16 protein-coding genes are annotated in these 11,892 nt (G+C 68.4%); 8 read left to right on the top strand and 8 right to left on the bottom strand.

Going from position 1 to position 11,892, the window contains the following annotated elements; genetic code table 11:
- Window positions 1–49 precede the first annotated feature (49 nt).
- Window positions 50–994: a D-2-hydroxyacid dehydrogenase family protein gene (locus tag M7H19_RS09860; protein ID WP_298179976.1), complete on the top strand. Its 945-nt coding sequence runs from the start codon at window positions 50–52 to the stop codon at window positions 992–994.
- Between the two features lie 78 nt (window positions 995–1,072).
- Here M7H19_RS09860 and M7H19_RS09855 read toward each other — a convergent pair whose 3' ends face one another.
- The 7 genes from M7H19_RS09855 to M7H19_RS09825 form a co-directional block, all read right to left on the bottom strand.
- A complete protein-coding gene (locus M7H19_RS09855) occupies window positions 1,073–1,885 on the bottom strand; it encodes a serine hydrolase domain-containing protein (RefSeq protein WP_298179972.1) in 813 nt (270 codons plus the stop codon).
- A gap of 163 nt (window positions 1,886–2,048) precedes the next feature.
- A complete protein-coding gene (locus M7H19_RS09850) occupies window positions 2,049–2,690 on the bottom strand; it encodes a dienelactone hydrolase family protein (RefSeq protein WP_298179969.1) in 642 nt (213 codons plus the stop codon).
- Window positions 2,687–3,358, bottom strand: coding sequence for a phosphoribosyltransferase family protein (locus tag M7H19_RS09845; protein WP_298179967.1), 672 nt, complete (start codon window positions 3,356–3,358; stop codon window positions 2,687–2,689). Before M7H19_RS09845 ends, M7H19_RS09850 begins: the two co-directional genes overlap by 4 nt.
- A gap of 13 nt (window positions 3,359–3,371) precedes the next feature.
- Window positions 3,372–3,665, bottom strand: a complete 294-nt coding sequence (locus M7H19_RS09840) for a hypothetical protein (RefSeq protein WP_298179964.1) — start codon at window positions 3,663–3,665, stop codon at window positions 3,372–3,374.
- Between the two features lie 83 nt (window positions 3,666–3,748).
- Window positions 3,749–4,015: an HPr family phosphocarrier protein gene (locus M7H19_RS09835; protein WP_298179962.1), complete on the bottom strand. Its 267-nt coding sequence runs from the start codon at window positions 4,013–4,015 to the stop codon at window positions 3,749–3,751.
- A gap of 4 nt (window positions 4,016–4,019) precedes the next feature.
- A complete protein-coding gene (locus tag M7H19_RS09830; RefSeq protein ID WP_298179960.1) occupies window positions 4,020–5,315 on the bottom strand; it encodes a PTS transporter subunit EIIC in 1,296 nt (431 codons plus the stop codon).
- Window positions 5,312–6,142 (bottom strand): GntR family transcriptional regulator, encoded by an 831-nt coding sequence (locus tag M7H19_RS09825; RefSeq protein WP_298179957.1) that lies wholly within the window; start codon window positions 6,140–6,142, stop codon window positions 5,312–5,314. The genes M7H19_RS09830 and M7H19_RS09825 overlap by 4 nt, the downstream gene beginning before the upstream one ends.
- A 167-nt stretch (window positions 6,143–6,309) precedes the next feature.
- Between M7H19_RS09825 and M7H19_RS09820 the strand changes: the two genes are divergently transcribed.
- Both M7H19_RS09820 and M7H19_RS09815 read left to right on the top strand, forming a co-directional pair.
- The gene (locus M7H19_RS09820; protein WP_298179953.1) at window positions 6,310–6,546 is read left to right on the top strand and encodes a PTS glucose/sucrose transporter subunit IIB; all 237 of its coding nucleotides are present in this window, start codon (window positions 6,310–6,312) and stop codon (window positions 6,544–6,546) included.
- Window positions 6,543–6,998, top strand: coding sequence for a PTS glucose transporter subunit IIA (locus M7H19_RS09815; protein ID WP_298179950.1), 456 nt, complete (start codon window positions 6,543–6,545; stop codon window positions 6,996–6,998). Before M7H19_RS09820 ends, M7H19_RS09815 begins: the two co-directional genes overlap by 4 nt.
- 48 nt (window positions 6,999–7,046) lie before the next feature.
- Here M7H19_RS09815 and M7H19_RS09810 read toward each other — a convergent pair whose 3' ends face one another.
- A complete protein-coding gene (locus M7H19_RS09810) occupies window positions 7,047–7,484 on the bottom strand; it encodes a Rieske (2Fe-2S) protein (protein WP_298179947.1) in 438 nt (145 codons plus the stop codon).
- A gap of 324 nt (window positions 7,485–7,808) precedes the next feature.
- Here M7H19_RS09810 and M7H19_RS09805 point away from each other — a divergent pair, with 324 nt between their 5' ends.
- From M7H19_RS09805 to aroQ, 5 genes are all read left to right on the top strand, one after another.
- A complete protein-coding gene (locus tag M7H19_RS09805) occupies window positions 7,809–8,465 on the top strand; it encodes an A24 family peptidase (protein ID WP_298179944.1) in 657 nt (218 codons plus the stop codon).
- Window positions 8,466–8,499: 34 nt separating this feature from the next.
- Complete coding sequence (gene aroC, locus M7H19_RS09800; RefSeq protein ID WP_298180048.1) at window positions 8,500–9,702, top strand: chorismate synthase; 1,203 nt, start codon at window positions 8,500–8,502, stop codon at window positions 9,700–9,702.
- Window positions 9,699–10,244 carry a shikimate kinase gene (locus M7H19_RS09795; RefSeq protein WP_298179941.1) on the top strand — a complete coding sequence of 182 codons (546 nt, stop codon included), beginning with the start codon at window positions 9,699–9,701 and terminating at the stop codon, window positions 10,242–10,244. The genes aroC and M7H19_RS09795 overlap by 4 nt, the downstream gene beginning before the upstream one ends.
- 85 nt (window positions 10,245–10,329) lie before the next feature.
- On the top strand, window positions 10,330–11,436 hold the full coding sequence (aroB, locus tag M7H19_RS09790) for a 3-dehydroquinate synthase (RefSeq protein WP_298179938.1): 1,107 nt from the start codon (window positions 10,330–10,332) through the stop codon (window positions 11,434–11,436).
- Window positions 11,433–11,864: a type II 3-dehydroquinate dehydratase gene (gene aroQ / locus M7H19_RS09785; protein ID WP_298179936.1), complete on the top strand. Its 432-nt coding sequence runs from the start codon at window positions 11,433–11,435 to the stop codon at window positions 11,862–11,864. The genes aroB and aroQ overlap by 4 nt, the downstream gene beginning before the upstream one ends.
- Window positions 11,865–11,892 lie beyond the last annotated feature (28 nt).

The following is an 11,892-nucleotide window of genomic DNA, read 5'->3' as shown; positions in this document are numbered from 1 at the left end:
CCGCCCCAGCGAACGCGTGTCGTGCGCGCTGGGACGTTAGCGTAGAGGCATGCGCATCGCCATTCTCGACGACTACCAAAACATCGCACTCGAACTCGCGGACTGGGACTCGCTGAACGCCGAGGTGCAGGTCTTCACCGAGCACATCGCTGACCCCGACGAATTGGTGCGGCGGCTGGCCGGTTTCGACGTGGTCGTCGCCATGCGCGAGCGCACACCCTTCCCCGAGTCGGTGTTAAGCCGCCTTCCCGACCTACGGTTACTGGTCACGACAGGGCAGCGCAACGCCTCCATCGACGTCGAGGCGGCACGCCGACACGGCATCGTCGTGTGCGGCACCGGATACCTGCCGCATCCGACGGTGGAACTGACGTGGGCATTGATCCTCGCGGCGTGCCGAAACCTGCCCACCGAACTGCGCGCGATGCGGGAGGGCGGCTGGCAGACCACCGTCGGTACCGGCCTGCGAGGAAAGACCCTCGGTGTGCTCGGTCTCGGGCGGCTCGGAGCACAGGTCGCCCGCGTCGGGCAGGCGTTCGGCATGCGCACCATCGCGTGGAGCCAGAACCTCACCGCCGAACGAGCCGCCGAACACGATGTCACGGCGGTGTCCAAGGACGAGCTCTTCGCGACCTCCGACGTGCTGACGGTGCACCTCGTCCTGAGCGAACGGACGCGCGGATTGATCGGCGCTGCCGAACTCGCGGCGATGAAGCCGACCGCGCTGCTGGTGAACACCTCTCGTGGCCCGATCGTGGAGGAGGACGCGCTGATCCGGGCGTTGAGGCAGAACGTCATCGGTGGTGCTGCCCTGGACGTCTACGATGAGGAACCGTTGCCCGCCGACCACCCGTTGAGGACGCTGCCCAATGCTGTGTTGACACCTCACATCGGGTTCGTCACCCGGGATGTCTACGAGGTGTTCTACCGAGATGCCGTGGCAGACATCGCCGCCTACCAGAAGGGCGCGCCGATCCGGGTTCTCGAGCGCTGACAACACTGGCAGCGCGGGCAGTCCTGGCCGAACCGGTTCGCTAGACCTTGGCGGGCCTGTGTTCCGCGGTGAGGCCGGTCAGGCGAGTTCGGTGAGCACGGCGTCGCTGAACTCCGGCCACACCTCGGCGGCCCAGGGGCCGAACGCGCGGTCGGTGAGGGCGATGCACGCCACGCCCGCCTCGGGGTCGACCCAGAGGAACGTGCCGGATTGTCCGAAGTGCCCGAATGTCCTGGGTGAGTTGCGCTTGCCCGTCCAGTGCGGATCCTTGTGGTCGCGCAGTTCGAACCCGAGACCCCAGTCGTTCGGCTTCTGGTGGCCGAACCCGGGAAGGACGCCGTTGAGGCCGGGGAAAGCGACTCGGGTGGCATCGTCCAAGGTGGAACGATCGATCAGAGTGGGCGCTTGCAGCTCCCCGGCGAAGCGGATCAGGTCGTTCACAGTGGACTCCGCACCTGCGCCGGGCGATCCCTTGAGGACCGTGTCACGCATGCCGAGCGGCTGCAACAGGGCCTCGTCCTGGTAGACATCGAACGCGATACCGGTGTGCTCGGCGAGCGCGTCGGCGAGCTGCTGGAACCCCGCGTTGGAGTACAGCCGTCGTTTACCGGGTTCGGCGAGCACCTTGTGTTCGTTGAACCCGAGACCGGCGGTGTGCGCGAGCAGGTGGTGGATCGTGGAACCCTCCGGCCCGGCAGGGGTGTCCAGCTCCACCGCGCCTTCTTCCAACGCGATCAGGGTGGTGTAGGCGGTGAGCAATTTGGTGACCGAGGCGAGGGGGAACACCCGGGCCGTGTCGCCGTGGGTGCCCAGAACCGTCCCGTCGTCCTTCACCACCGCCGCCGCGGCGTTGTCGACGGGCCACTGCTCGATCAGCCGCACACTGTCCATGTCCTCACTCTAACCGGGGGGTGGCACGGAGCAGCGGACACGCGGCCACTGCACGTGGGCAGGCGCGCGGACAGGTCGACCGACACTGCGGACACGACTACGCAGGCTGCGGACACGACTACGCAGGCTGCGGACACGGCTACGCAAGCTGCGGACACGGTGGTCAGGTCAGGTGGCGGGTGAACCACGTCGCCGCGAGGTCGGCGACCCGTTCGAGCGCGCCGGGCTCTTCGAACAGGTGGGTCGCGTTCGGCACGACCGCCAGTTCCACAGGCCCGAGCATGCGCTGGGCGGCCTGCTCGTTGAGACAAAGTACCTGCGTGTCCTCCCCGCCCACGACCAGCAGAGTCGGGCACTCCACCCCGGCCAACGCGGCACCGGCGAGATCCGGACGGCCGCCCCGGGAGACGACCGCCCGCACGGCTTCGGGCCTGCGTGCCGCCGCCACGAAGGCTGCCGCCGCTCCGGTGCTCGCGCCGAAGAGCCCGATCGCCAGGTCCCGGGTGGTGACGTCCTCGCGTAGCTGATCCACGGCTGTGACGAGCCGGTCGGAGAGCAGATCGATGTCGAACCGCAGCCGGCCGGTCACCGCGTCGTAGCGCCCTTCGTCGGCGGTGAGGAGATCGAACAACAATGTCGCAAGACGCTGATCCTGAAGACTGCGGGCCACCGCCACGTTGCGTGGACTGTTCCGGGAACTGCCGGAACCGTGCGCGAACGCCACCACACCGAGCGTGTCCGCGGGAACGGTGAGGTCGCCCGACAGCGCTGTCGAACCCGTCGCGACGCCGAACGGGACGGTCATGGCTGGACTCCCGAGTACCGGTCGAGTAACGCCACCACCTCATCGTCGTCGATCTGCGAGAAATCGGCGTACCACTGTCCGACGGCTTGGAAGTGCGGCGGTTCGGACACGCAGAGCACCGCGTCCGCCTCGTTCCGCAGAGCGGCGGCCGCCGGTGGTGCGCACACGGGGACGGCGAACGTGAGCGTGCGGGGCCCGCTCTCGCGCAGGGAACGCAACGCCGCCGTAGCCGTCACGCCGGTGGCGAGCCCGTCGTCGACCACGATCACGTCCCGCCCTTCGAGACGTTCGGGGTCGCGACCGCTCTGGTAGACGCCGAGTCGGCGCAGCGCTTCCTCACGCTCTCGTGCGCTCGTCGAGGCCAGGTCGTCTCGGGTCAGGCCGAGCAGTCTGAGACTGCGCTCGTCCAACACGACGGGGCCGTACGGGGTGACAGCGCCGACGCCGAATTCGGGGCGCCCAGGAGCCCCGATCTTGCGGGCGACCGCGACACCCAGGGGAGCGTGTAGGGCGGACGCGACCTCCACGGCCACGGGAACGCCGCCCCGAGCCAGCCCGAGCACCACCGGGTCGACCCAGTCCATCTCCTTGAGCATCTCGGCCAACGCTCGCCCGGCGTCGCTGCGGTCGGCGTAGAACCGTTCCGTGATCGCTGTCTTGCGGGTCATCGGATTCACCGCCTCAGCCCGGTTCGCCTCGCCGTTTACGGTGGATGACCCATCCCAGGTCCACCGCGCTACCTGCCGCCACGATGGCGAGGAAAACGGTGCCCCACCACATGTCAAACCAGGCGAATAGGATCGCTCCGCCCACACACAACACCACGGCCAGGCTCGCCAGCACGATGCGTAGTGTCAGTGCGCTGTAGGCGGGTGCGGCCCCGCCGAAACCTCCGGTGGGGTCGTGGTAGTCGGGCAGACCACGTTCGTAGTCCTCGCGGGTGCGTGGACGTTGGTGTCGTGCTCGTGCCTGCATGCCCGGCGGGTACCCCGTTGGGGCGAAACGCACACGGCCCGGTCCATATCGAGGGACCGGGCCGCGGGTGATCGATGTCCCGACTACTCGTCGAGGTCCTTGATGATCAGCTCGGCGACCGCTTCCACGGCCGCCTGCGCGCCCTCGCCTTCGGCGGCGATCACCACGGTGTCACCGTGTTTCGCGCCGAGGGTCATCAGGTTGAGCACGCTGGATGCCTGCACGGGCGTGCCGCCGTCCTTGGCGATGGTCACCGGCACGGACTGGGCGGCGGCGGTCTTGGCGACCAGCGCGGCCGGTCGGGCGTGCAGGCCGACCTTGCTCGCCACCGTCACTGTGCGTTCGGCCATGTCGTCATCCCTTCTGCGTCGGGTTGTCGTTCGTTGCGGAGGAGTCGGAACCACGGGTGGCCGCCTCGTCGGAGACGGTGGGGGATTCGGCGGTCTCGGCGCTGCTTTCGTCCTCCTCGCGGCCGGGCGTGCGGAGGTTCCACTTGGTGATCACCCAGCGGAACAGCAGGTAGTAGATCGCCGCGTAGACCAGGCCGATCGGGATGAGCAGCCATGCCTGACTGGCCGCAGGTGCCCCGGCGTTGAGCAGGAAGTCGATCCCGCCCGCCGAGAACATGAACCCGAGGTGGATGTCCAGCGCGTTCACGAGCGCGAGCGAGATACCGGTGAGCACCGCGTGAAGGAAATAGAGCGGGAACGCGACGTACATGAACGCGAACTCGATCGGCTCGGTGATACCGGTGAGGAACGCCGTGAGCGCGGCCGAGATCATGATGCCGCCGACGACCTTCTTCTGACTCGGGCGGGCGGTCTGCCAGATCGCCAGCGCCGCGGCGGGCAGGGCGAACATGAAGATCGGGAAGAACCCGGTCATGAAGGCGCCGGCTTCGGGGTCGCCCTCGAGGAAGAAGTTGTTGATGTCGCCACCGTCGAGCACGAACCACACGGGCACGTTGAGCAGTTGGTGCAGGCCGATGGGGATGAGCAGCCGGTTCAGCACGCCGTAGACGCCGCCGCCGATCACGGCGTCGCTGGTGACGAGCTCACCGAGGCTGTGGATGCCCGCGTCGATGACGGGGAAGATCAGGCCGAACACCACGCCCAGCAGCACGAGCACCAACGAGTTGACGATGGGCACGAACCGTCGGCCGCCGAAGAACGCCAGGTAGGGCGGTAGTTTCGTCCGGTAGAAGCGTTGCCACATCACGGCGGTCACCAGGCCCACCACCACACCGGAGAGCACACTGTAGGGCCATTTGATCGGCGCGAGGTACCAGCCTTCCTCGAACCCTTCCATCTCGTCGATGGGCGCGAAGACCTGGACGACCTTGTTGAACACGACGAAGCCGACCACGGCGGCCACGCCGGTGGAGCCGTCCCCCTTGCGCGCGAAACCGACCGCGATGCCGACCGCGAACAGCAACGGCAACCAGTCGAACAGCCCGCCGCCCGCGGCGGCCAGTACCTTCGCGACATCCTCTGTGGCCTGCCAGCGGCCCAGCATGTCTTCCTGGCCGAGCCGCAACAACAGGCCGGCGGCGGGCAACGTGGCGATGGGCAGCATGAGGCTGCGGCCGAACCGTTGCAGCCCGGCGAGGCGCTTTCCCTTACGTTTCGCTGAGTCGGATGTGGTGGTCATCTGTGTTCTCCCTGCACTGCTGGGTTCGGTTTCGTGATGTGGCCGGAGTTCGGCGCACGGGTGCTTGATGTGGTGTCCAGTGAGACGGTCAACCGGTAGCGATCTCCCCGGTACCAGGACGTCGTGTCCTCCGCCGCTCGCCCACCGACGCGGGACACCCGTTGGAAGACCAGCAGCGGGGCGCCGGTCCGCAGTTCCAGCAGCCGTGCGTGGTGTGTTCCTGCCGTCGCGGCGGTGACGGTCTGGTAAGCGGTGTCGAATCGCACACCGTGCCGTTGTGCGAGCTGGGCGTATATCGATCCGGTCAGATCGAGGTCGAGCAGGCTCGGTACGACCCCGGGGTGGTACCAGCCGTCCTCGACGGCGAACGGGAGGCCGTCGGCGAGCCGCAGCCGCCTGATTCGGTACGCGGAGGCCCGGGGAGTGAGCCCGAACGTCCGGCGGACGGGTTCGGGAGGAACGGCGGTGGCGATGGACAGGACTTTGCTGCCGGGCGTGAGCCCACGCCTGCGCATGTCCTCGGTGAAAGACACAAGATGCAGCGAGAGGTCGATGCGGCGATGCGCGGTGAAGGTGCCGCGACCTCGTACCCGGCGTAGCAGCCCTTCGTCCACTAGCCGCCCGACCGCGCTGCGGACGGTGAGGCGGGACACGCCGTAGCGTTCGGCCAGGTCCCGTTCCGACGGGATCGGTGTGTCGGGGGGAAGCTCGTGCTCCACCATGCGGCGCAGGATCTCGCGTAGCTGCGCGTATTTGGGGGTCGGCCCGTCCAGAACACGAGCGGCACGGTCGGCTTGCCCGGCCGCGTCATCGCGAGCCCGGTCCATCGTTACCTCCGTACTCTCGCCTCAGCGGGCTCGCAATTGGTACGTTCCGGTCTAGACCACTGGTGTGGTGGGGCAGAATGCTCCGCAACCCGCCCGGGTGTCAACCACCGTTACTGGTTTGTGGCTGGTGGGATGAGAACACGACAGGAGAGCACGAGGAGGCTGTGATGGCGGACGGTAGGCCGGAGAAGATTCTTGCGGCGCTCGGCGGCGCCGACAACGTCGTCGAGATCGAGGGGTGTATCACGCGTTTGCGTTGCGAACTGGAAGACGGCTCTGTCGTCGACGAAGGGGCGCTCAAGCAGCTCGGGGTGCACGGGGTCACCAAGATGGGCGACGTCGTGCAGGTGGTCGTCGGGCCCGAGGCCGACGCCATCGCCGAAGACATCCAGGACCTGCTGTGAGCATGATCGTGCAAAGCCCGGTCACCGGCACGACGGTGTCGATGGCCGACGTGTCCGACGACGTGTTCGCGCAGGCGATGGTGGGTCCGGGCCTTGCGATACAGCCGGACGGAGGGCGCTCGGACGCGCTGTCGCCGATCGACGGCACGGTGGCGACCCTGCATCCCCATGCCTTCGTCGTCGCGGGGAAGGACGGACGGGCGGTGCTCGTGCACCTGGGCATCGACACGGTGAAGCAGCAGGGTGAGGGCTTCACGCTGCACGTGGCGCGCGGGGACGCGGTACGGGCGGGCCAGCTTATGATCAGCTGGGACCCCGATGCCGTGCGCGCGGCGGGTTACTCGCCCGTGGTGCCGGTCGTCGCCTTGGACGCAACCCCTGACGCGCTGTCCACCGTGGCGCCCGGTGAACGGATCGCCGCGGCGGAGAAGCTGTTCACCTGGATTGCCTGAACATTCGAGGTAGCCGACGTCGAAAGACGGGGTCGTGGCCGGGCCCCGTCAGGCCGTGACGATGCGCCCACCGTCGACCGTGACATCGAGGCGGGGCAGGGGACCGTAGGCCGGCCCGCCCTGCACGTCGCCGGTGAACGGGTCGAAGGTGGAGTTATGACAGGGGCAGCGCAGCCGGGACTCCTCGGCGAGCACCGTGCAGCCCTGGTGCGTGCAGATGGCGTGGAAGGCGACGACCTCGTCCTCGGTGCGCCGCGACACGATGATCTCCTGGTCGTCGGGCGTGGTCACGGACACGGCCGAGCCCACGGGAATGTCGTCGAGCACGGCGAGTTCGGTGCCCTTCGCCACGCTCGGCTGCGACTGAGAGGCCTCGCGGGAGTTCCCTCCCGCGCAAGCGGTGAGGGCGGTTCCGCCGAGAGCCACTCCGGCCACGGCGGCACAGGTGGTCAGCACGGTGCGGCGATCGTGCGTTCGTCCGGTCATGTTCTCCCCAATGCCGTCGAGTCTGTGGTGGTCGGTGGTTGTCGTCCCGGGAAGAAAGTGACGTTTCGCTCTCCCGTCCGCCGGCGTGGCCGGTGCGGTACCTACGGGCAGCGTCGACGCTACCGAGAGTCGCTTGATATTCGCTGGTGGACACTCACCGTGTTCGTGTGGCGTCATCCGGGGCGTGGGCAACCATTCCACATTGTCGGACGCGACGCTGCTGTCACTCGATCGGGGTGGATTCGCGGCTGTTCGTGACCGACAGGCACCATTCGCTCACCGACCGGCTTGTCGAGGCTGTGGTGTTCTCCCAGGCTGGCGGTCATGTACGAGGGTCTCCTGCTGATCTGCCTCGGGGCCGCCATCGGCTGGGCTGCCAGCCGTTCCCTGGCCCGCGCACGTCGGACCGCCGCCGTTCCGGCCGGGTGGTGTGCCACCGCGACCGGTGCGCTGTGGGGCGTGGTGTGGGGATTGGGGGAGACCGGTGCGCTGCCGAGCTGGTGGCTTCCTGTGCCCTTGGCCGCCACCGCGTTCGCCGTGCCACTCGCCAGCGCCGACCTGCTGTATCGCCGACTGCCGGATGTTCTCACCCTGCCCGCGTACGGACTCGCGGGCGCGGCCGTGGGAACCGCGGCGATCAGCGGCCCCGGCCCACCTCTGGCGGTGACGGCTCTCGCCGGGGGCGGTGTGACTTTGGCTGCCCACCTGCTGGTGCACGGCATCGCCCCGGACTCGCTCGGGGCCGGAGACGTCAAGCTGTCGGGAAGCCTGGGGATGCTGGCGGCAGCTGCGGGCTGGCCGACGTTAGTGTTCTCGCTGGTGTCGGCGTCGCTGCTCACCGCGGGATTGGCCGGAGCGGCCGCTCTGGTCGGTTCGCGGCGGTGGAGCGGGGGTGTCCCGCACGGTCCGGGGCTTCTGGCGGCCACGTGCCTGGGTGTGGTGTTTCCGGGGGAGGCGTCCGTGGTGGGCATGGGCAGCTGACGCGACTTTTTCGGTGCGTGACAACATTGGCGATGTGTTGCGTTGGATAACCGCTGGTGAATCGCATGGTCCCGCCCTCGCCGCCATTCTCGAAGGCATGGTGGCCGGCGTGGAGATCACGACGGACGAGGTGGCCGAGCAGTTGGCCCGTCGGCGGCTCGGTTTCGGCCGAAGCCCGCGAATGGGGTTCGAGACCGACCGCGTCGAGTTCCTCGGCGGTGTCCGACACGGGGTCACCCAGGGCGGCCCGATCGCGGTGAAGATCGACAACACCGAGTGGCCCAAGTGGGAGAAGGTGATGGCCGCCGACCCGGTGGAGCCGTCCGAACTGGAGGGCCTCGCCCGCAACGAGCCGCTGACCCGGCCGCGTCCCGGCCACGCCGATCTGCCCGGCATGTTGAAGTACGGCTTCGACGAGGCCAGGCCGGTGTTGGAACGGGCCAGCGCCCGGGAGACCGCCTCCAGGACGGCCCTGGGGACGGTGGCGCGGGCGTTTCTGCGCCAGTTGTTGGGCGTCGAGATCGTCAGCCACGTCGTGTCGATCGGTCGGGCGAAGGCACCTGAGGGACCGTTGCCGGGACCGGGCGACCTGGCGGCTGTGGACGACAGTCCCGTGCGTGCTTTCGGCCAGGAGGCCACCGATGCGATGGTCGCCGAGGTCGAGAAGGTGAAGCGGGCCGGTGACACCGTGGGCGGCGTGGTCGAGGTGATCGCCTACGGGCTGCCGCCCGGTCTCGGGTCGCACGTGCACTGGGACCGCCGCCTCGACGCGAGGCTCGCGGGTGTGTTGATGAGCGTTCAGGCCATGAAGGGCGTCGAGGTCGGCGATGGGTTCACCACCGCCGAGCGATGGGGTAGTGAGGCCCACGACGAGATCGACGCGGATTCCGGGCCGAACGGCGTCACGCGGCGCAGCAACCGCGCAGGCGGCCTCGAAGGCGGGATCACCAACGGCGAGCCGTTGCGGGTCCGGGTGGCCATGAAGCCGATCTCCACCGTTCCCCGTGCACTGTCCACTGTCGATGTCGCGACCGGGGAGCCCGCCGTGGCGATCCACCAGCGTTCCGACGTGTGTGCCGTGCCCAGGGCGGGTGTGGTGTTGGAGTCGATGGTGGCGCTCGTCCTCGCCGATGCGGCGCTGGAGAAGTTCGGCGGCGACTCGTTGTCCGAGTCGAGGCGTAACGTCGAGACGTACACGGCCGACCTGCGGGAGTTCTGGAAGCGGGCGGAACGATGAGTGGCAGGACGGGGAAGGGGCCGATCGTCTTGGTCGGCCCGCCCGGTTCGGGTAAGAGCACGGTGGGCGAGTCGCTGGCCGAGCGGCTCGGCGTCGACTTCCACGACGCCGACGCCGACATCGAGAACGAACAGGGCCGGACGATCTCCGACATCTTCGCCGCCGACGGCGAGCCCGCGTTCCGCGTGATCGAGGAGCGGACCGTAGACCGTGGTCTACGGGAGTACACGGGTGTCTTCGCGCTCGGCGGCGGTGCCGTGCTCTCCGAAGTGACGCGCGAGCGGTTGTCCGGCCACACGGTGGTGTTCCTCAACGTCAGCATGGCCGAGGGGGTGCGCCGCACCGGCCTGTCGACCGCGCGGCCGCTGTTGGCCGGAGTCAACCCGAGGGCGACCTACAGGACGTTGTTGGAAGCACGGCTGCCGATGTACCGGCAGGTGGCCGATGTCGAGATCGACACCAGTTCTCGCGGGCCCGCCGAGGTGGTTGACGAGATCTTCACGAGCTTGTTCGCGTCCACCGAGACAGGCCGAGACGGATAGAGACAATGATCGCCTCGTGTCCCGGGTGGTGAGCCACTCGTGAGGTCATCGAGGTCGAACCGTAGTCGCCCCAGTGAGGAGGAACATGAACGAGCCCGTCCGTATCCCGGTTCGGACCGCGCAGCCTTACGACGTCGTGGTGGGCCGGGGCCTGCTCGGCGAACTGACCGAGACGGTGCGGGACGCCTCCCGAGTCGCGATCATCCACCCGCCCACGTTGACCACCACGGCCGAGGCCGTGCGCGGTGAACTCGCGGAAGCCGGCCTCGACGCCCACCGGGTCGAGATCCCCGACGCCGAGGACGGCAAGGCCCTCACGGTGGCCGACTTCTGCTGGGAAGTGCTCGGGCGGATCGGGCTCGATCGTCGTGGCATGGTAGTCGCGTTGGGTGGCGGCGCTGTCACCGACCTCGCCGGGTTCGTGGCGGGGACGTGGATGCGTGGCGTCCGGCTGGTCAACGTGCCCACCACGTTGCTGGGCATGGTGGACGCCGCGGTCGGCGGCAAGACCGGCATCAACACCGACGCGGGCAAGAATCTCGTGGGGGTCTTCCACGAACCTTCGGCCGTGCTCGTGGATCTCGCCACCCTGGAGACCCTGCCGACCAACGAACTCGTCGCCGGCATGGCCGAGGTCGTCAAGGCCGGGTTCATCGCCGATCCCCGTATTCTCGAACTGATCGAGGCCGATCCCGCCGCGGCCGTGGACCCCACCGGGGATGTGCTGGCCGAGCTGGTGCGGCGGTCGATCCAGGTGAAGGCCGACGTCGTCTCCGCCGACCTGCGTGAGTCGAATCTGCGCGAGATCCTCAACTACGGCCATACACTCGGTCATGCCATCGAGCGCCGGGAACGGTACCGGTGGCGGCACGGCGCGGCGGTCAGTGTGGGACTCGTGTTCGCGGCCGAGCTCGCGCGTCTGGGGGGCCGACTCGACGACGAGACGGCCGACCGGCACGTATCCGTTCTCCAAGCGCTGGGTCTTCCGACGACCTACGATCCCGACGCGCTACCACAGCTGATCGAGACCATGCGATCGGACAAGAAGACACGCTCGGGCACGTTGCGGTTCGTGGTGCTCGACGGTCTGGCCAAACCCGGCAGGTTGGAAGGACCCGACCCCTCGTTGTTGGCCGGCGCCTACTCGGCCGTTGCGGGCGGATCGTCGAGTAACGGGGGTGTGCTGTTGTGACCGTGTACGTGTTGAACGGGCCCAATCTCGGCAGACTGGGCACGCGGGAACCGGATGTGTACGGCGCCACCACCTACGACGACCTCGTGCGTCTCTGTGTCGAGACGGGATCCGAGCTCGGCCTCGATGTCATGGTGCGCCAGACCGACCACGAGGGCGAGCTCGTGGGTTGGTTGCACGAAGCCGCGGACGCCGCCGCCCCGGTCGTGCTCAACGCCGGAGCGTGGACCCATTACTCGATCGCGGTGCGGGACGCGGCCGCGCAGCTGCGGGCGCCGTGGATCGAGCTGCACATCAGCAACGTGCACGCCCGCGAGTCGTTCCGACACCACAGTGTCCTGTCCGACATCGCCACGGGAGTGATCGCCGGGCTCGGTGTGGACGGTTATCGTCTGGCGTTGCGGTGGGTGGCTGACAACGTCCGCTGATGTGTCGCCGCCGGGTCGTCCCGGCGCA

It is taken from the genome of Saccharomonospora sp. (genome assembly GCF_027317685.1).
In the GTDB taxonomy this organism is placed as follows: domain Bacteria; phylum Actinomycetota; class Actinomycetes; order Mycobacteriales; family Pseudonocardiaceae; genus Saccharomonospora.
The sequence above is the reverse complement of the archived record's forward strand: the minus strand, read 5'-3'. Positions and strand labels throughout refer to the sequence as shown.

Bases quoted from the DNA above. Each gene is read 5' to 3' on its own strand.
- M7H19_RS09860 (WP_298179976.1), top strand. From the start codon at position 50: ATGCGCATCGCCATTCTCGACGACTACCAAAACATCGCACTCGAACTC.
- M7H19_RS09855 (WP_298179972.1), bottom strand. From the start codon at position 1,885: ATGGACAGTGTGCGGCTGATCGAGCAGTGGCCCGTCGACAACGCCGCG.
- M7H19_RS09850 (WP_298179969.1), bottom strand. From the start codon at position 2,690: ATGACCGTCCCGTTCGGCGTCGCGACGGGTTCGACAGCGCTGTCGGGC.
- M7H19_RS09845 (WP_298179967.1), bottom strand. From the start codon at position 3,358: ATGACCCGCAAGACAGCGATCACGGAACGGTTCTACGCCGACCGCAGC.
- M7H19_RS09840 (WP_298179964.1), bottom strand. From the start codon at position 3,665: ATGCAGGCACGAGCACGACACCAACGTCCACGCACCCGCGAGGACTAC.
- M7H19_RS09835 (WP_298179962.1), bottom strand. From the start codon at position 4,015: ATGGCCGAACGCACAGTGACGGTGGCGAGCAAGGTCGGCCTGCACGCC.
- M7H19_RS09830 (WP_298179960.1), bottom strand. From the start codon at position 5,315: ATGACCACCACATCCGACTCAGCGAAACGTAAGGGAAAGCGCCTCGCC.
- M7H19_RS09825 (WP_298179957.1), bottom strand. From the start codon at position 6,142: ATGGACCGGGCTCGCGATGACGCGGCCGGGCAAGCCGACCGTGCCGCT.
- M7H19_RS09820 (WP_298179953.1), top strand. From the start codon at position 6,310: ATGGCGGACGGTAGGCCGGAGAAGATTCTTGCGGCGCTCGGCGGCGCC.
- M7H19_RS09810 (WP_298179947.1), bottom strand. From the start codon at position 7,484: ATGACCGGACGAACGCACGATCGCCGCACCGTGCTGACCACCTGTGCC.
- M7H19_RS09805 (WP_298179944.1), top strand. From the start codon at position 7,809: ATGTACGAGGGTCTCCTGCTGATCTGCCTCGGGGCCGCCATCGGCTGG.
- M7H19_RS09795 (WP_298179941.1), top strand. From the start codon at position 9,699: ATGAGTGGCAGGACGGGGAAGGGGCCGATCGTCTTGGTCGGCCCGCCC.
- aroB (WP_298179938.1), top strand. From the start codon at position 10,330: ATGAACGAGCCCGTCCGTATCCCGGTTCGGACCGCGCAGCCTTACGAC.